Origin of the sequence: Shewanella aegiceratis, assembly GCF_019457495.1 — a bacterium.
GTDB classification, from domain to species: domain Bacteria; phylum Pseudomonadota; class Gammaproteobacteria; order Enterobacterales; family Shewanellaceae; genus Shewanella; species Shewanella loihica.
On record NZ_CP080416.1, the window covers coordinates 1,878,637 to 1,896,406 of the forward strand.

Annotated in this window: 17 protein-coding genes; 14 read left to right on the top strand and 3 right to left on the bottom strand. The window is 55.8% G+C overall.

Translation table 11 applies throughout. The features are described 5' to 3' along the window. Position 1: 1 nt before the first annotated feature. A complete protein-coding gene (locus K0H80_RS08445; protein WP_220073688.1) occupies positions 2-1,675 on the bottom strand; it encodes an FMN-binding glutamate synthase family protein in 1,674 nt (557 codons plus the stop codon). Between the two features lie 220 nt (positions 1,676-1,895). On the opposite strand from K0H80_RS08445, the gene K0H80_RS08450 reads away from it, so the two are divergent. Continuing rightward, complete coding sequence (locus K0H80_RS08450; RefSeq protein ID WP_011865459.1) at positions 1,896-2,396, top strand: GNAT family N-acetyltransferase; 501 nt, start codon at positions 1,896-1,898, stop codon at positions 2,394-2,396. Positions 2,397-2,521: 125 nt separating this feature from the next. Here the strand turns inward: K0H80_RS08450 and fur are convergent, their stop codons facing one another. After that, complete coding sequence (gene fur, locus K0H80_RS08455; protein WP_011865460.1) at positions 2,522-2,953, bottom strand: ferric iron uptake transcriptional regulator; 432 nt, start codon at positions 2,951-2,953, stop codon at positions 2,522-2,524. Positions 2,954-3,263: 310 nt separating this feature from the next. Between fur and cobB the strand changes: the two genes are divergently transcribed. The 4 genes from cobB (at position 3,264) to K0H80_RS08475 (ending at position 5,730) form a co-directional block, all read left to right on the top strand. Beyond that, complete coding sequence (gene cobB, locus K0H80_RS08460) at positions 3,264-4,010, top strand: Sir2 family NAD+-dependent deacetylase (RefSeq protein ID WP_220073689.1); 747 nt, start codon at positions 3,264-3,266, stop codon at positions 4,008-4,010. Between the two features lie 147 nt (positions 4,011-4,157). Then, entirely contained in the window at positions 4,158-4,577 is a 420-nt protein-coding gene (locus K0H80_RS08465) for an AAA family ATPase (protein ID WP_220073947.1), read from the top strand. 40 nt (positions 4,578-4,617) lie between these two features. Further along, positions 4,618-4,905: an antibiotic biosynthesis monooxygenase family protein gene (locus tag K0H80_RS08470; RefSeq protein ID WP_220073690.1), complete on the top strand. Its 288-nt coding sequence runs from the start codon at positions 4,618-4,620 to the stop codon at positions 4,903-4,905. 129 nt (positions 4,906-5,034) lie between these two features. Further along, entirely contained in the window at positions 5,035-5,730 is a 696-nt protein-coding gene (locus tag K0H80_RS08475) for a Type 1 glutamine amidotransferase-like domain-containing protein (RefSeq protein WP_258406243.1), read from the top strand. 11 nt (positions 5,731-5,741) lie between these two features. Here K0H80_RS08475 and K0H80_RS08480 read toward each other — a convergent pair whose 3' ends face one another. Beyond that, complete coding sequence (locus tag K0H80_RS08480) at positions 5,742-7,064, bottom strand: alpha/beta hydrolase (RefSeq protein WP_220073692.1); 1,323 nt, start codon at positions 7,062-7,064, stop codon at positions 5,742-5,744. 388 nt (positions 7,065-7,452) lie between these two features. Between K0H80_RS08480 and K0H80_RS08485 the strand changes: the two genes are divergently transcribed. The 9 genes from K0H80_RS08485 (at position 7,453) to K0H80_RS08525 (ending at position 17,654) form a co-directional block, all read left to right on the top strand. Further along, on the top strand, positions 7,453-8,643 hold the full coding sequence (locus tag K0H80_RS08485) for a thiolase family protein (protein ID WP_220073693.1): 1,191 nt from the start codon (positions 7,453-7,455) through the stop codon (positions 8,641-8,643). Positions 8,644-8,778: 135 nt separating this feature from the next. Further along, positions 8,779-10,284, top strand: coding sequence for a CoA-acylating methylmalonate-semialdehyde dehydrogenase (locus tag K0H80_RS08490; protein WP_220073694.1), 1,506 nt, complete (start codon positions 8,779-8,781; stop codon positions 10,282-10,284). Between the two features lie 163 nt (positions 10,285-10,447). After that, the gene (locus tag K0H80_RS08495; RefSeq protein ID WP_220058418.1) at positions 10,448-11,605 is read left to right on the top strand and encodes an acyl-CoA dehydrogenase family protein; all 1,158 of its coding nucleotides are present in this window, start codon (positions 10,448-10,450) and stop codon (positions 11,603-11,605) included. A gap of 15 nt (positions 11,606-11,620) precedes the next feature. Next, complete coding sequence (locus tag K0H80_RS08500; protein ID WP_220058417.1) at positions 11,621-12,394, top strand: enoyl-CoA hydratase; 774 nt, start codon at positions 11,621-11,623, stop codon at positions 12,392-12,394. Further along, positions 12,394-13,524 (top strand): enoyl-CoA hydratase/isomerase family protein, encoded by a 1,131-nt coding sequence (locus K0H80_RS08505; RefSeq protein WP_220073695.1) that lies wholly within the window; start codon positions 12,394-12,396, stop codon positions 13,522-13,524. Before K0H80_RS08500 ends, K0H80_RS08505 begins: the two co-directional genes overlap by 1 nt. Before the next feature lie 35 nt (positions 13,525-13,559). Beyond that, a complete protein-coding gene (gene mmsB / locus K0H80_RS08510) occupies positions 13,560-14,459 on the top strand; it encodes a 3-hydroxyisobutyrate dehydrogenase (RefSeq protein WP_144198853.1) in 900 nt (299 codons plus the stop codon). A 4-nt stretch (positions 14,460-14,463) separates the two neighbouring features. Further along, on the top strand, positions 14,464-15,222 hold the full coding sequence (locus K0H80_RS08515; RefSeq protein ID WP_220073696.1) for an SDR family oxidoreductase: 759 nt from the start codon (positions 14,464-14,466) through the stop codon (positions 15,220-15,222). A gap of 113 nt (positions 15,223-15,335) precedes the next feature. Continuing rightward, positions 15,336-15,593, top strand: coding sequence for a hypothetical protein (locus tag K0H80_RS08520; RefSeq protein WP_011865473.1), 258 nt, complete (start codon positions 15,336-15,338; stop codon positions 15,591-15,593). Between the two features lie 9 nt (positions 15,594-15,602). After that, positions 15,603-17,654: a S9 family peptidase gene (locus K0H80_RS08525; RefSeq protein WP_220073697.1), complete on the top strand. Its 2,052-nt coding sequence runs from the start codon at positions 15,603-15,605 to the stop codon at positions 17,652-17,654. Positions 17,655-17,770 lie beyond the last annotated feature (116 nt).

Sequence of the window (17,770 nt, forward strand, 5' to 3'; positions counted from 1 at the left end):
CTTAAGCATTTTTCCTGTGGCCGTTTTCCCTATGACGGGAGAGGCCAAATTCGGCTGGGGTCAGGATATAGGTATCCTCGCAGTAGAAGTCTTCGGCGGTGCACTGCTGCCACCAGGATGCCCAAGCGGTGCCTTGCAGCTTCTCTTCTATGATGGCGTTATGGGTGAGAGGCGCCACCAGGCTGCCGGTGGAGATCAGCAGGCCATAGGGAGAGCGGCGCTTGATCATCCTAGGCTTTAACTTGTTGGGGTTATCCAGCCCCATGCTGCCCACCAGTTCATAGAAGGCTTTTAGGGTGTTGTGATGGAAGTTCTTCACCCGCTCGCTCTTCACCTCAACATCCAGCGCCTTGGAGCGGGCCGGGTCTTGGGTGGCGATGCCTGTAGGGCACATGTTGGTGTTACAGCTTCTCGACTGAATGCAGCCTAGCGATAGCATCATGGTTCGGGCGGCGTTGACTAAGTCGGCGCCCATGGCGATCTTGGTCAGTAGATCGAAGCTGGAGGCCGTCTTGCCCGAGGCGATCAGGGTGATCTTGTGCCTCAGGCCCACGCCCACCAGGGCGTTGTTGGCAAAGTAAACCCCTTCGAGACACATCATCCCCAGGCGGTTACTGAACTCGACCGGCGCCGCCCCCGTGCCGCCCTCGGCGCCATCTATGGTGATAAAGTCGGGTGTGATGCCTGTCTTGAGCATTGCCTTACAGATGGCGAGAAACTCCGCCGGATTACCTATGCAGAGCTTAAAGCCCACCGGCTTGCCGCCGCTCAACTCCCGCAGGCGTTTGACGAAGTTGAGTAGGGCGATAGGCGTGGTGCATTCAGGGTTGACCGCGGGGGAGACGCAGTCTTTATCCATGGGTATATGGCGGATGAGGGCGATTTCCGGGGTGATCTTGGCCTTGGGCAGCACGCCGCCGTGCCCCGGCTTAGCCCCTTGGCTGAGTTTTATCTCTATCATCTTGATCTGCGGGCGTTTGGCCATCTTCTCGAAGCTGTCGGGGTTGAAATTGCCCTCATCGTCGCGGCAGCCAAACAGGCCGGAGCCTATCTGCCACACCAGATCGCCGCCATGCTTGAGGTGATAGGGACTGGCGCCGCCTTCCCCCGTGTTGTGATAGCAGCCCGCCTTCTTGGCGCCCAGGTTGAGAGCCTCGATGGCATTGGCGCTGAGTGAGCCAAAGCTCATGGCCGAGATATTAAAGTAGGAGGCATCATAGGGCTGAGTGCAATCTGGTCCGCCGATGCGCACCCGCTTGGCCTGCTCATCAATATGTTTAGGCGACAGTGAATGCCACAGGCTCAGATAGTTCTCCTCTAACAGATCGCGCTGGGTGCCGAAGGCGATGGTATCGCGCACATTCTTGGCCCTTTGATAGACCAAGGAGCGCTGCTCGCGGTTAAAGGGGGCTTCCTCCGTGTCGCTGGCGATAAAGTACTGCTGTATCTCTACCCGGTAAGACTCGAGGAAGTAGCGTAGGTAGGCGACCACAGGATAGAGGCGGTTAAGGGTGTGGGAGCTAAAGAGCAGATCGTAGGCGCCGACCAAGGTGTAGAGCAGGGTAAAGCCGAGAACGAAGGCGGCGCCGGTGCCGCCAAAGGTGAGATATAAATAGAGCCCGGCCCCGTTACCTAGGGTGGCGATAAGCCAAAAGACCTTTTGCATGATTGTCATAACGCATTCCTGTATTGCAGACACTTATCATTATCTGTCTATTGAACGTCATTGCGGCGGCTTTGGCAATCGGCCATCTCTGTGGCGAGCGATGAATTTTGCTTATTTTAAGCGGGGTTAGTGTAAAGCTGAGTCGACAAATGCCTAGATTAATACTTTCTAATCTACTCTGTAGTGGGTATATTGATGGGCTGGATGGGGGAAAAGAAAGGAGTGACAGATGTTCATCGCAGAAACAGAGAGGCTGATTTTACGTCGATTCGAGGCCAAGGATGTGGAGAGTCTATTTCTGCTCAATAGCATTCCCGAGGTGCTGACCTATATTCCCGGCGCGCCCATGACCTGTCGCTCGCAGGCAGAGGATATTTTGGAAAACGTGCTGCTGAAAAACTATCGCGAGCGTGGCTTTGGCCGCTGGGCGGTAGAGCACAAGGCAGACAACAAGGTGATAGGCTTCTGTGGCCCTACTTACATCAAGGAGTTTGATGAGGTGGAGCTGGGCTATCGTTATCTGCCCGAATATTGGGGCAAGGGGATTGGCAGCGAGGCAGGGCATGCGGCGCTGTCACGCTTTAAAGATCACGGCATAGACGAGGCGATAGCGCTCATACTGCTGGGCAACAAGGGCTCCGAAGGGGTGGCGCGTAAGCTGGGCATGGCTGAGCGTGAACGCAGTAAGTTCATGGGCCACAAGGTGAACGTATTTCACAAGGTGTTGTGATACGGTTTGGCTAAGGTGTTGTGATGAAGGCGTTAGTCCTCGCCAGAGATAAACCTTAGACACAAAAAAGATACAAAAAAACCAGCATTATGCTGGTTTTTCTTTATCGGCTGTTTACCAACGAATTATTCGTCGCCGTGGTCGCACTCGTCGTTGGTGCAGACACCGTAGAGGTATAGGCTGTGGTTGGTCAGCTTGATGTTGTGCTTCATGGCGATCTCGTCCTGGCGTCTCTCGATCACTTCATCAGAGAACTCGATCACCTTGCCGCAAGAGAGACACACCAGATGATCATGATGGTGGGTCGAGGCCAGCTCAAATACCGCCTTGCCGCTTTCGAAATGGTGACGGGTGACGATACCCGCGTCATCGAACTGGTTCAGTACACGGTATACCGTGGCCAGTCCAATCTCTTCGCCAATATCGAGCAATTTCTTATATAGTTCTTCTGCACTGATATGCTGGTTGTCGGGCTCCTGCATCAGCTCGAGGATCTTGACTCGTGGTAAGGTGACCTTTAATCCCGCTTTCTTTAGCGCTTGATTTCCATCTGTCATTATTAATCTCTGGATTGAAGAACCATTAGCAATGCCAATAGTGGTTCAGTAGTTGATGTTGAGAACCATTATAGGGGTTGAATTTGAAAACTTAAACCTTTGATCTTGCATATTGTTCGCATCGGCAGAAATTTGTTCTAAATTGGCCCTACCTGTGTGATTTAGGCTGAATTTAACGCGTACTTTTTGTAATGTTATTGAGACTAATGCCTAATAGCCTAACGGCGATAACTCTGGCAGGATGAAATCTGGTCAACCTGTATCCTGTGGGCGATAGCGACCCGCAAAAGCATAAAAATAAGGAAGAGGGATGTATCGGCAGATCGTAGTGTTAACTGGGGCGGGGATCTCAGCGGAATCTGGCTTGAGAACCTTTAGGGATCAAGATGGGCTTTGGGAAGAGCATAAAATCGAGGACGTGGCGACGCCCGAAGGTTATGCCCGCGACCCGGAAATGGTGGAGCGCTTCTATAACGAGCGTTGGCAACAGCTTCACAATGGCAAGATAGAACCCAATGCCGCCCATAAGGCGCTGGCGAGGCTCGAGCAGGAGTTCGACGGCCAGCTGTTGGTGGTAACGCAAAATATCGACGACCTGCATGAACGTGCAGGTTCCCGTCGCCTGCTGCATATGCATGGTGAGCTAACCAAGGGACGCTGTCCGCGCTCCCATCAGACCTTTCTGCTGACCGATCACTTTGGGGTCAACCATACCTGTACCTGTTGCATTCCCGCCCAGCGCCTGCGCCCCCACGTAGTCTGGTTCGGCGAGATGCCCATAGGCTTAGATCGCATACAGCATGCGCTGGACACCTGCGATCTCTTTATCGCCATCGGCACCTCGGGCACCGTCTATCCGGCGGCGGGCTTCGTCGACACCGCCAATCATCATGGTGCCCAGACGGTAGAGGTCAACCTGGTGCCGGCGGATCGCCACAGCCAGTTCCAGTATCACCTGCAAGGCAAGGCCAGCGAGATAGTGCCGCAACTGGTGGAGCAGATCCTCGCAGGCGAGGTGATTGGCGATAGGCCCTTATCTGGCGCCGCTACTGTGTGAGTTAAGGCATGAGTTAAGGCGTGAGTTTAAGGTATGAGTCAAGGCGTGAGCCAATTTGAGTGTGACCTCGGCGACGTCGGTGACGAAGCGCTGACACAAGACGCTGTAACTGCGGCGGACAGTTTCAACAGCCGGCTGGCGATCATCATGCGCGGCCTGCCGGGCAGTGGTAAGAGTCACTGGGTCGATGGCTTCATTGCAACTCGCCCCGACGGCGAGGCGATTCGTCGCCGCGGCTACTTCTCTACCGACGATCGTTTCATCATCGCGGGCGAGTATCGCTTCGATGCCAGTAAGTTGTCTGAGTTTCATCAGTTGAACCTTACCGGTTTCATTCAGGCCTTGTCGCGCCAGGAGCCCGTGGTGATCTGCGATAACACCAATTTGGCCCACTGGGAGTTTATGGCCTATGAGGCCGCTGCCAAGGCGATGGGCTATCAGGTGCGCATTTTGCTGATTGGTGACCCGCAAGATGCGGCGCATCAGGCGCTGTGCGCCGAGCGTAACCAGCATGGCCTGGGGCTTAAGCAGATCCAGGCGATGGCGCGTCAATTCCAGCAGCTGTAAAGACCACAATCTTTCCGATTTATTCTCTTGAGGAAGCAAGATGTTTGCCGTGATTTTTCGGGCCAAGGTGGCCACTTTAGATGCCAGATATGCCGAGATGGCCGCCAAGATGCGGCAGTTGGCGATGGATAAGTATCACTGCCAGGACTTCGTTGCCGTCACCGAAGGCGATCAGGAGATCGCCATCTCCTATTGGCCCAGCGAGGCCGATATTCTGGCCTGGAAACAAGACAGCGAACATAGAATCGCCCAGCAACTTGGCCGCGAGGCCTGGTATGAGAGCTACAGGGTCGAGGTGGTGGAGATCAAGCGTCAGTATCAAGGTTAAGACAAATACTTAACTAGGCCTTTATTGAGAATTAAGCAGAACATTTGCCCCGGAAGGAAAGCCCCGTAAGGAAAGCCCCGGAAGGAAAGCCTCGGAAGGAAAGCCTCACAAGGAGACGAAACTGTGACTATGGTGCTGATGAGCGATCTTAACAGCGCGGCAAGCCAGGCGGCGATAACCTCTGTGCTCGGTCCCTCTGTTCTTGGTCCCTCTGTGCTCAACCAAGGTGCTAGCAAGAGCACTAGCCTGGGTTATCTGGCCTCGGGCCATGAGCCAGAGCAAAGCTACTACCGAGGGACTCAGCAGCAGTATGCCCGCTTAGGCATGGCGCTTGGCCATTATCTGGATCTCGAGCAGGGCTATACCCAGGCGGGTCTGGATAGATTACTCAATTGCCAGGCGATTCACCTTGCTGGCGGCGATACCTTTCAATTTCTGGCTCAGGTGCAGAAACGCGGCCTGATGGCGGAGTTTGCCGATTATCTCAATCGCGGCGGGATCTTGATCGGGCTCAGTGCCGGCGCCATGTTGATGACGCCAAGCATCGCCTGTGCGCCCCTGTGCGGCGATGAGAATCACCTGGGGCTGAGCGATTTAGATGGTATGGGGCTGCTTCCCTATCAATTTCTGCCCCATGGCGATCTGAGCGATGGCGGCGTAGCACTCAGCGTCAGGGCCGCTTGCCTGCTCGAGGCCGCTTCTCTGGCAGAGTATCCGCTGATCCTCTGTGGTGATGAGGATGCCGTTGTCGCCACCAAGGCAGGGCTGCGCGGTTTTGGTCAGCCACTGCTGTTCGATGGTGTGAGCCTGATGTCCTTAGTTTAAAGGCAAAGCCACTATTGCAGCTCCCATAGTTCCCAGGTGTTGAGGCGATACTGCTCAGCCAGCGCCAAGGCTTTTTGTTGGTGCCGCTGGGCGTTTGCCTCATCGCCTTGAGATTGATAGTAGAGACTCATCTCCCTGTGCCAGTAGGGTGAGGCTTCGCCCTCTTTAGCAACGCTGTCCAGTAGGGTCTTGGCCCGCGCACCGTCGCCCTTAACGTTAAATCCCTTGGCCACCTGTACAGTCACTATGGTGAGCGAGTCGGGAAATTCCTGCTTTACCGCTGTTAAGATCGCATCGAGTTTATCGAGTTGCTTTGACCAGAACAGATACTTGCCAAACTGATAGGCCTGCAGCCACTCGATGTGAAAGCCGGCCCAGTTTGCCTTGCGCTTGGCAAAATAATCCAGCACGGCGCGGTAGTCGCCAAGGGCCAGCATGTCGCTGCCATCTAGGCCGTAGTCTGGCGATAAAAACAGCAGACCGTCATTGAGTGCGGGCAGGGCGGTGGTGAAGTGGTTTTCGCTCGGGTACTGCTTAAACTGCCAGTGGATCTTTTGTGCGTCATAGCCTTTGAGTGCTGTTACCAGTTCATCCACGCCCATCTCTTGCTCGTTGGCCAGGGTCAGGAATAGCGGCGCCTCGATGGGCGCTTTCTGCAAGCGCTGTTTGAGTAATTCGATAAAGTGCATCTTGTCATACCAAACGCTTGGGCTCATGGCCAGATAGGCATCGAAGGGACTCGCGGTTTGCGTCATGGCATAGAGGGTGAAGAGGCCGCCCAGCGAGTAGCCGGCGAGCGCCTTGTGGGGATTGGTGCGAAACTGCTGGTCTATGGCGGGTATTAGCTCCTTGGTCAAATAGCGATAGAAGGTGTCTGCGCCGCCAAAGGCCTCGCCCTCGTCGCTCTTCCAGGTGGTGGTGTAGAGATAATCGTTCTGGCCTTGATTGGCGATGCCCACCACTATCATGGGCGCTATCTTACCCATGCGCGCCAGATGCAGCGTCAGGGCCGATACATGTTGAAATTGAAAGTCGGCGTCCACCACATAGAGCACGGGGTAGTGCCGCGTGTTGCCATGGTAGCCTTCGGGCAGGGAGACCATGTAGCGCCTTGGCGTCTTAAACTCGCTCGAGTCATGGCTAAATTCGTATCCCGCGATGATGGCATTGCCACTTGCAGTGACGTCTGCGTTAGCTGGCGTCTCGGCCCATGCCTGGGTCAGGGTCAATAGTAGGCAGACGCAGAGGGAAAGGCATTTTCCCAGGGCTGTAGGGGTATTTGTTCTTATTGGTTCTGGTGTTGTAGGTACTGATGTCTTAGGTATTGGAGTCATAAGTCGTCCCGTCCATGTGAAACTAGTAGGCCGATAGCCTTATATTTTTAACCTTATTTTTACCAGTAAATAGTCACTTATGTCTTGCTAAAAAGTGCTTAATCTTGCCTTTTCTATCCATTACTTATTGTTTTTAATCGCTTTACTCATGTTTTACAGCAGCAGGCTAGCTTATTCCCCTTGTTGCGCACACCACCAAAAACAGCATCTTGTCGCCAAGCTGTAAATTCAGCCTGACAAGACATTAGACTAAAGTTAGTGAAATTCGACCAGTTAATGCTTGCTTTACGTTCGCGTAAACGTCACAGTGATATTATTTGAACATGATCACACTCCCCAAGGGGAGGCGTGTGATGTGAGCGCATAAGTACCTTGAATGGAGCGGAAGATGAGTACAGAGCAAACTAACCAAGAAATCGTGATTGTCGCGGCAAAACGCACCCCAATGGGCGGATTCCAGGGATCCCTTTCCAGCGTGCCGTCACCGACACTCGCCGCCACGGCGATCAAGGGACTCATGGACGCCGCCGGTGTTCAGGGCGGTGATGTCAACGAAGTCTTGATGGGCTGCGTATTACCGGCAGGCCTGGGGCAGGCGCCGGCGCGTCAGGCAACCTTAGGTGCGGATCTTCCCCTGTCTGTAGGCGCGACCACAGTCAACAAGGTGTGTGGTTCGGGCATGAAGACAGTCATGCTGGCTCACGACCTGATCAAGGCCGGTAGCGCCGATGTCGTGATCGCCGGTGGTATGGAGAGCATGAGCCAGGCGCCTTACCTGCTGGATAAGGCTCGTGGCGGCATGCGCATGGGTCATGGCAAGGTGCTGGATCACATGTTCCTCGATGGTCTGGAAGATGCCTACACAGGCGGCGCCATGGGCACCTTTGCCCAGAAGACGGCCGATGATTTTGGTATTACCCGTGAGGCGATGGATAACTTCGCCCTGAGCTCGCTACAAAAAGCTAACGCAGCCATCGAATCTGGCGCCTTCAAGGAAGAGATAGTGCCGGTTACCGTGGCGAGCCGCAAAGGCGATCTTGTTGTCGATACCGACGAGCAGCCAGGTAACGCCAGACCCGAGAAGATCCCAACTCTGCGTCCCGCTTTTGCCAAAGAGGGTACCATCACAGCTGCCAACTCAAGCTCTATCTCAGATGGCGCTGCCGTGTTGATGCTGATGAGTGCCGATGAGGCGAGCAAGCGCGGTCTAGAAGTTCTGGCCACTATCAAGGGCCATACTACTCATTCACAAGAGCCTTCTATGTTCACCACGGCGCCAGTGGGTGCCATGAACAAGCTGCTGGATAAGGTGAACTGGTCGAAAGACGAGGTGGATCTGTTTGAGATCAACGAAGCCTTCGCCATGGTCACCATGCTTGCCATCTCTGAACTTGGCCTGGATGAGGCTAAGGTTAACGTCAATGGCGGCGCCTGTGCACTTGGCCATCCTATCGGCTGCTCGGGTGCCCGCGTGCTGGTGACGCTTATTCACGCCCTGAAGGCCAGAGGCCTTAAGCGTGGCGTGGCATCACTTTGTATCGGTGGTGGTGAAGCCACGGCCATGGCTATCGAAGTGTAATTCCCTTATTTAGGCTCGCGAAAGCGAGCCTATGCATTCACCCATGATTATGTGAGTTTTTTGCTGTCACTTACATAGCAGATCATCAGGCAGCGGCATTCGCCCAGGCCTGTTAGACGTATTTAGGAAAGCGATATGACAACTCAAGTAAAACATTACATCGACGGTCAGTTTATTTTAGGTAGCGGCCAGCAACAGATCTCTGTCACCAACCCTGCGAACAACGAGGTGATTGCCACCATCAACGCCGCTACGGTAGAAGAAGTTGAAACCGCCATCGCCAGCGCCAAGCAAGCCTTTGCTACCTGGAAAGAGGTGCCTGTGTCTGAGCGTGCCCGCGTCATGTTCCGTTACCAGCACCTGCTAAAGCTGCATCACGATGAGATCGCCACCATCCTGGCCCAGGAAACCGGTAAGACCTTCGAAGATGCCAAGGGCGATGTATGGCGCGGTATCGAGGTGGCAGAGCATGCCTGTAATATCGCCAGCCTGATCATGGGCGAAACCGTTGAAAACGTGGCCCGCAGCATTGACACCTATAGCTACACCCAGCCGCTGGGTGTGTGTGCCGGTATTACGCCGTTTAACTTCCCGGCGATGATCCCACTGTGGATGTTCCCACTGGCGATCGCCTGCGGTAATACCTTCGTGCTTAAGCCATCAGAGCAAGATCCGTTGACGCCACAGCGTCTGGTTGAGCTGTTCGAAGAAGCCGGCGCGCCTAAAGGCGTACTGCAGCTGGTACATGGCGACAAAACGGCGGTAGACGTGCTGCTTAGCCATCAGGATATCAAGGCGATCTCTTTCGTCGGCTCTGTGGGCGTGGGTCAGTACATCTATAAGACAGGTACCGACAACCTCAAGCGCGTTCAGGCCTTTGCCGGTGCCAAGAACCACTGCGTCATCATGCCAGATGCCAACAAGCAGCAGGTGATCAATAACCTGGTAGGCGCCTCTGTGGGCGCGGCCGGTCAGCGCTGTATGGCCCTGTCGGTAGCGGTGTTTGTCGGTGAAGCCAAGAAGTGGATCCCTGAGCTGCGTGACGCCATCGCCAAGGTCAGACCCGGCGTATGGGACGATAAAGATGCGTCCTATGGCCCAGTTATCAGCCCAGCCGCCAAGGAGCGTGTGCTTAAGTTGATTGCCCAGGGTAAGGAAGAGGGCGCCGAGTGTCTGCTGGACGGTAGCGATTTCACCGTCGAAGGCTATGAAAACGGCAACTGGGTTGGCCCAACCATGTTTACCAATGTGACCACAGACATGAGCATCTACAAGGAAGAGATCTTCGGCCCTGTGCTTTGCTGCATGGAAGTCGAGTCGCTGGAAGAGGCGATCGAACTGGTGAACAACAGCCCATATGGTAACGGTACCTCTATCTTCACCGCTTGCGGCGCCGCGGCCCGTAAGTATCAGCACAACATCGAAGTGGGTCAGGTCGGGATCAACGTGCCAATTCCTGTGCCACTGCCATTCTTCTCGTTTACCGGTTGGAAGGGCAGCTTCTACGGCGATCAACACGCCTATGGTAAGCAGGCGGTGCGTTTCTACACAGAGACCAAGACTATTACCGCTCGTTGGTTCGAGACAGATATCGTCGAGGCGGAGCACCATGCGCCTAACATGACGATTGCCCTGAAATAAGGAATAGCAAGAGACCTTGCAAGGTAAAAGCGATAAGGCCGGGGCCGAATCGCTTTTATCATTACTAGCCTTCAATAAGTTAAGCGCCGCCATAAATAAGCCGGGTACTGGAGCCAAATAAAAAGGCCCAAGGCAAATACAAAGGCGCGAAAGGAGAGATCAGATGGATTTTAATCTGAATGAAGACCAACGTCAGTTCGCCGAACTGGCCACCCAATTCGCCCAGGAAGAGCTGGCACCCTTTGCCGCCAAGTGGGACGAAGAACATCATTTCCCTAAAGACGTGATTCAAAAAGCCGGTGAGCTGGGCTTCTGCTCACTCTACTCGCCTGAGTCGGAAGGTGGCATGGGCCTGTCGCGTCTGGATTCATCCATTATTTTCGAGCAGCTCGCCATGGGCTGTACCGCCACCACCGCCATGCTGACCATTCACAACATGGCCACCTGGATGGTGACCAGCTTTGGCTCTCAGACCCTGCGCGACGAATGGTCTGAGGCGCTGACCACAGGTAACAAGCTGGCCTCATACTGCTTGACCGAGGCGGGGGCGGGTAGTGACGCGGCGTCACTCAAGACCAAGGCGGTGCGTGAAGGCGACGAGTATGTGATCTCAGGTGCCAAGATGTTTATCTCGGGCGCGGGTTCTACCGAGCTGTTAGTGGTGATGTGCCGCACCGGCGACGCAGGTCCTAAGGGGATCTCGGCCATCGCCATCCCGGCCGATGCCGCAGGGATCACCTACGGCAAGGCGGAAGATAAGATGGGCTGGAACGCCCAGCCGACTCGCGAGATCACCTTTGACAAGGTGCGTGTGCCTGTGACCAACCTACTGGGTGAAGAGGGCCAGGGCTTTACCTTCGCCATGAAGGGCCTGGACGGCGGTCGTATCAACATCGCCACCTGCTCAGTGGGTACCGCCCAGGCGGCGCTGGAGCGCGCCCAGCAATATATGAACGAGCGTCAGCAGTTTGGTAAGCCGATTGCCGCCTTCCAGGCGCTGCAATTCAAGCTGGCCGACATGGCGACCGAGCTGGTCGCCGCCCGTCAGATGGTGCGTCTGGCTGCCTTTAAACTCGATTCTGGCGATCCAGAGGCGACTGCCTACTGCGCCATGGCGAAACGCTTTGCCACCGACGTGGGCTTTAACGTGTGTGACAGCGCGCTGCAGCTACACGGCGGCTATGGTTATATCCGCGAATATCCGCTGGAGCGTCATTTCCGCGACGTACGCGTGCACCAGATCCTAGAGGGCACTAACGAGATCATGCGTCTCATCATTGCCCGTCGTCTACTCGACGAAAACGCCAGCCAAATCTTATAGTCAGGGAGAAGAGAGATGACAGCGATAGTTGAACAGATCATCGGCCATACCGCCGTACTGACCATGAACAACCCACCGGCCAATACCTGGACGGCCGACAGCTTGGCACTGCTGAAGCAGAAGGTGACAGAGCTGAACGCGAACAAAGAGATCTATGCCCTGGTGCTGACCGGCGAAGGCGAGAAATTTTTCAGCGCCGGCGCCGATCTCAAGTTATTTGCCGATGGCGACAAGGGTAACGCCGCCACCATGGCGAAACATTTCGGTGAGGCCTTCGAGGCCCTGAGTGGCTTTCGCGGCGTTTCTATCGCCGCCATCAACGGCTACGCCATGGGCGGCGGCCTGGAAGTTGCGCTGGCCTGTGATATCCGTATCGCCGAGGCCCAGGCCGTGATGGCACTGCCAGAAGCCACAGTCGGCCTGCTGCCATGTGCCGGCGGTACCCAGAACCTGACGGCCCTGGTGGGCGAAGGCTGGGCCAAGCGCATGATCCTCTGCGGTGAGCGTGTAGGCGCCGACAAGGCGCTGAGTATTGGTCTTATCGAAGAGGTGGTCGACAAGGGAGCAGCCCTTGATGCCGCTATGGCGCTGGCCGAGAAGGTGGCGAACCAGAGCCCAAGCAGCGTGACCGTGTGTAAGCAGCTGATCCAATCGGGCCGCGCCATGCCGCGCACTCAGGCATTGCCACTAGAGCGTGAGCTGTTCGTTGGCCTGTTCGATACCGAAGATCAGGCCGAAGGGGTTAACGCCTTCCTGGAGAAGCGCAAAGCAAACTGGAAGAACCGCTAATGACTGAGCAGACTAATTGTGTGGTCTTTCAGACCCTAGGCACGCTATCGGGTAAGCTGGTGGGCGTGGCCACCCTCAACATGGAGAAGGCGCTTAACGCCCTCAACATGGAGATGGTGCGCGCGCTGACTACGCAACTGACCGCCTGGGCCGACGATGACGCCATCGCCATGGTGGTACTTGACGGTGCGGGTGAGAAGGCCTTCTGCGCAGGTGGCGATGTACGCGCCCTCTATCAGGCGGCCCGTGAGTTGCCGGGCGAGATCCCCGAGGTGACTCAGGACTTCTTTACCCGAGAATATTTTCTCGACCACCTGCTGCATACCTTCGACAAGCCAGTACTTGTGTGGGGCGACGGCATCGTCATGGGCGGCGGTCTCGGTCTGATGGCCGGTGCCAGCCACCGTGTGGTAACCGAGCGTTCTCGCATCGCCATGCCTGAGGTGACCATCGGCCTCTATCCCGATGTGGGCGGCAGCTACTTCCTCAACCGCATGCCGGGCCATATGGGCCGTTTCCTGGGGATGACCGCCTATAACATGGATGGCGCCGACGCCTTCTATGTTGGCCTGGGTAATCACTACCTTAATTCAGCTGACAAGCAGCCGCTGTTCGATGCGCTTTCAAGCATCGACTGGGAGAGCGATGTCTGCGCCAACCACGGCAAGCTTAATGCGCTGCTTGAGGCGATGTCGAGCCGCTGCGCCCAGCCAATGGGCGAGAGCATCCTCGAGCAGCATCAGGCGCAGATCGATGCCCTGATGGACGGTGAACTCAATGAGATAATGACCAGAGTGAAGGCGGTTGAAGACGCCGAGCCTTGGCTTTCGCGCGCCCTCAGCACCATGCTGGCCGGCAGCCCGCTGAGCCTGCACCTGGTGTATCAGCAGTCGATGCTAGGCACTGAGCTGAGCCTGAGTCAGGTATTCCAGCTGGAGCTGGGACTGAGCTGTAACTGCTGCGCAATCGGTGATTTTGCCGAAGGGGTGAGGGCACTGCTTATCGATAAGGACCGTCAGCCCCAGTGGCTGTATGAGACCGTCGAAGCGGTTCCACAAGAGATGGTCAAGTCACTGATGACCTCGCCATGGGATCCGCAAAACGATCCACTGCGCACCTTAGGCCAATAATTTTTCAGGCAAAGCCTGAGGAAAAGGAGCAAAACATGAATACAGTTGCATTTATCGGATTAGGTAACATGGGTGGCCCGATGGCGGTCAACCTGGTGAAGGCTGGCTACACGGTTAAGGCCTTCGATCTCTCTCAGGCGGCCCTGAGCCATGTGGTCGAGGAGGGCGCCATGCAGGCGCCGAGTGCCTGCGCGGCAGCGGCGGCGGCCGATGTGGTGATCACCATGTTGCCTGCGGGCAAGCATGTGCGCAGTCTCTATCTGGGAGACGAGCAGAACAAAGGCATCATAGATGTGGTGGCCGACGGCACCCTGCTCATCGACTGTTCTACCATAGACGCAGAGAGCGCGCGCTTTGTCGCCGAGCAGGCCAAGGCCAAGGGGCTCGAGTTTATCGACGCGCCAGTATCGGGCGGCACAGCAGGTGCGGCGGCCGGTACCCTGACCTTCATCTGTGGCGGCAGCGATACCGCCTTCGAGCAGGCCCAAGGCGTGCTGAATGTTATGGGCGCCAATATCTTCCACGCAGGCGGTCCGGGCGCCGGTCAGGTAGCCAAGATCTGTAACAACATGCTCTTGTCTGTACTCATGGTCGGCACCAGCGAGTCGATTCAGATGGGGATCGACCATGGACTGGATCCTAAGGTGCTCTCTGAGATCATGAAGGTCAGTAGTGGTGGTAATTGGACGCTAGATAAATATAATCCTTGTCCAGATGTGATGGAAAACGTGCCATCATCAAATGGTTACCAGGGTGGATTCATGGTTGATCTCATGGTGAAAGACTTAGGTCTGTCCCAGGAGGCGGCCTTGCTCTCTAACTCGAGCACCCCAATGGGCGCCTTGGCCCGTAGCCTGTACGTGAATCATGCCCGTCAGGGCAATGGTAAGCGTGATTTCTCCAGTATTTTTGAGCAGTTTAATAAAAAAGGGTAAGTTGATGGATTTAAAAGATAAGGTTGTTGTCATCACAGGTGGTGCCGGTGGTTTAGGTTTTGCGATGGCCCAAGAACTTGCCGCTGCGGGTGCCAAGCTGGCACTTATCGATGTGGATCAGGAGAAGCTAGAGCGCGCCTGTGCCGATATCGGCGATACCACTGAGGTGCAAGGTTACGCCTTCGACATTACCGATGAAGAAGATGTGGTGGCCGGTTTCGCTTATATCCTCGAAGATTTCGGCCAGGTCAACGTGCTGGTCAACAACGCGGGTATTTTGCTCGACGGCATGCTGGTGAAGGCCAAAGAGGGTGAGGTAACAGATCGTATGTCGCTGGCGCAGTTCCAGGCGGTGATCAATGTAAACCTGACGGGCTCTTTCCTCTGCGGACGCGAAGCCGCGGCGGCGATGATCACCTCTAAGCAGCAGGGTGTTATCGTTAACATCTCTAGCCTGGCGAAGGCCGGTAACATGGGCCAGACCAACTACGCGGCCTCTAAGGCGGGCGTTGCCGCCATGTCTGTGGGCTGGGCGAAAGAGCTGGCACGCTACAATATCCGTAGCGCCGCTGTGGCGCCGGGTGTTATCGAGACTGAGATGACGGCGGCCATGAAGCCTGAGGCACTTGAGCGTCTCGAGAAGATGGTGCCGGTTGGACGCTTAGGCCAGGCAAGCGAAATCGCCTCTACCGTTAAGTTCATCATCGAAAACGACTATGTTAACGGTCGCGTGTTCGAAATAGACGGCGGTATCCGCATCTAAGGCGTTCATTCTAGTTTTGAGAAACGGGCCCAGTGCCCGTTTTTTTATGGCGACGCCTATTCTTGGTAAAGGCGCTATGTGCTAGGGCGTGCCACTTGATGTAATCTAACCTTATGAGTAAGAAAAGAAAGATGATATGGTTTGAACAAGCAACCAAGACGCTGATGCTAATCGTGGGTGTCATTGGGGTGGTGGTGATCTATGCTGGTTTCTTCTTTCTGCTGATAACCCAGTCTACGGCCAGCTTCTTGCCCTGGTATATTCTGATCTCCCCCTGGCTCTGCATCTACTTCGGCCTAAGCGGTGAGAAGCAGAGGCTCACTCTCCTGTGGTTGCGACGTAAGTTATTCTTTTGGCGTAAATTCAAGTGAAGTAAGACTATGGCGCGACGGTTCAAAAACCTGACTCTGGTGCTGATCATGGTGGCCGTGGCCGCCGTGCTCTCGATGCGCCTTTTTCAGGTCGAGCCTCCCGAACAGCCCCGCGACAAGCGTAGCGGCCGTCTGATCGCCGACTACGGCAGCTGGCACTCGGTGCTCTCCGCCAAGCAGGTCTACGCCCCCTCGGACAGCTTCGGCGTGCTCAGGCCCATGGAGGGCGGGCTCTATTTCACCCAGGCCGACGCAGAACGCGGCGGCAAGGTGGGGGTCAATAAGCTCACACCAAAGGGTGAGGTGGCGAGCATCATAGATCCCGAATTCGATGTGAAGAGCCGGGTACACGAGTATGGCGGCGCCCCCGTGCTGGCCATAGGTAACAGCCTGTTTGCGGTGAAAAGTGACGATCAGCGCCTCTACCGTATCGCCCCCAATCAGGCGCCCGTGGCCCTAACGCCAGCAGATACGCGCCACGCCGACTGCGTCTCTTACCCTAAAGGTTCGCGCATCATCTGTGTGCGCGAAGATCACCGCCAGGCAGGGGATCCCACCGCCAGCATAGTGGCGTTAAACCTTAATTTTGAAAATGAAGGCGAGCCCCTGGTCAGCGGTAGCGATTTCTACGCCGCGCCCCGGGTATCACCGGATAATCGCCAGCTGGCCTGGATAAGTTGGCAGCAACCTAATATGCCCTGGGACAACACAGAGCTCTGGGTGGCCGATCTCGACCCCAAGGGCGGCATCAAGAATCCAAGACGCCTGCTTGCCAATCTTAAAGGCGCCATCACTCAACCCCTCTACAGCCCCGGCGGTGAGCTCTATGTGGTGGCCGATTTTAACAACTGGTGGAACCTCTATCGCATCACGCCAGAGGGCGATGCTCAGCCTGTGCTCGAATTGGCGGGAGAGTTTGCCCGGCCCGACTGGCTGCTGGGCAACCACAGCTATGCCTTCGAGTCAGAGGAGCAACTGATCGCCAGCGTGCAGACAGAGGGCAGGACATACCTGCTTAGGCTTCATACCCAGCTTGGGATCAGTGAGTCGATTGCAGCCGAATTTGCCGAGGTTAAACAGGTGGTTAAAGGGCCGGACGGCGTCTATTTCATCGGCAGTAAGGTAACACCGGAGAAGGGGATCTATCGCATTCGGGGTCGGGGTGTCGAGTGGGTATATGCGCCCCGGGTGACGCCCCTTGACCCACGCTATATTTCACGTGCCGAGCCTATCCAGTTCACCTCCGACATCAGTGGGCTGCCGGTTTATGGCTACTTCTACGGCCCCATGAACCCAGATTATATCGCGCCGGACGATCAACGCCCGCCGCTTATCGTCATGTTGCATGGCGGCCCCACCTGGCGGGCCAGTCTGAATTTTCGCCGGGACATCCAGTTCTGGACCAGTCGCGGCTTTGCCGTGCTGGATGTCAATTACCGTGGGAGCTCAGGCTTTGGCCGTGACTATCGTCAGAGTCTCTATGGTTTGTGGGGCCGCGCCGAGGTGGAAGATGCCATCGAGGCCGCCGATTATGTGATGGACAAGGGCTGGGTCGACGCCGACAAGGTCGCCATTCGCGGCATGAGCGCCGGCGGCTTCAGTGTGCTCTCGGCGATGGCCTTCTATCACACTTTCAAGGCCGGTGTGGTCTACTCGGGGATCAGCGATCTCGAGGCCCTTGATCGGGAGACCCATAAGTTTGAGCAGGGCTATCTGCATCATCTGGTTGGCGAGCTCAAACCTAACTCACCCCTCTACCGTCAGCGCTCGCCTTTGTATCACTTAGACGATCTCAAGGCGCCGCTGCTGCTGGTGCAGGGGGCCAAGGATCCTATCGTGCCCGCGAGGCAGTCAGAAGCCATCTACGCCGCGCTTAAACGCCGGGGTGTACCCGTGGCCTATCTGCAATTTGACGATGAGGGCCACGGGGTGAAGAAGCCGTTGAATCGCATCGCCGCGCTTAACGCCGAATTATCCTTTTATGGTCAGGTGTTTGGCTTTACGCCAGCCGATAAGCTGAGTCCACTTGCCATAGATAATGCTATCGCCCTGGGCCATTAAAGACTACACAGAATCTAGGCGGAAAAGCGGCGGAAAATCGCCCGCTTAAGTTGCTAAAATCCCCCAAAGTGGCTATAGTAGCGCGCTTTAAAATATCCCTTTAGCGCAGTTTTTCA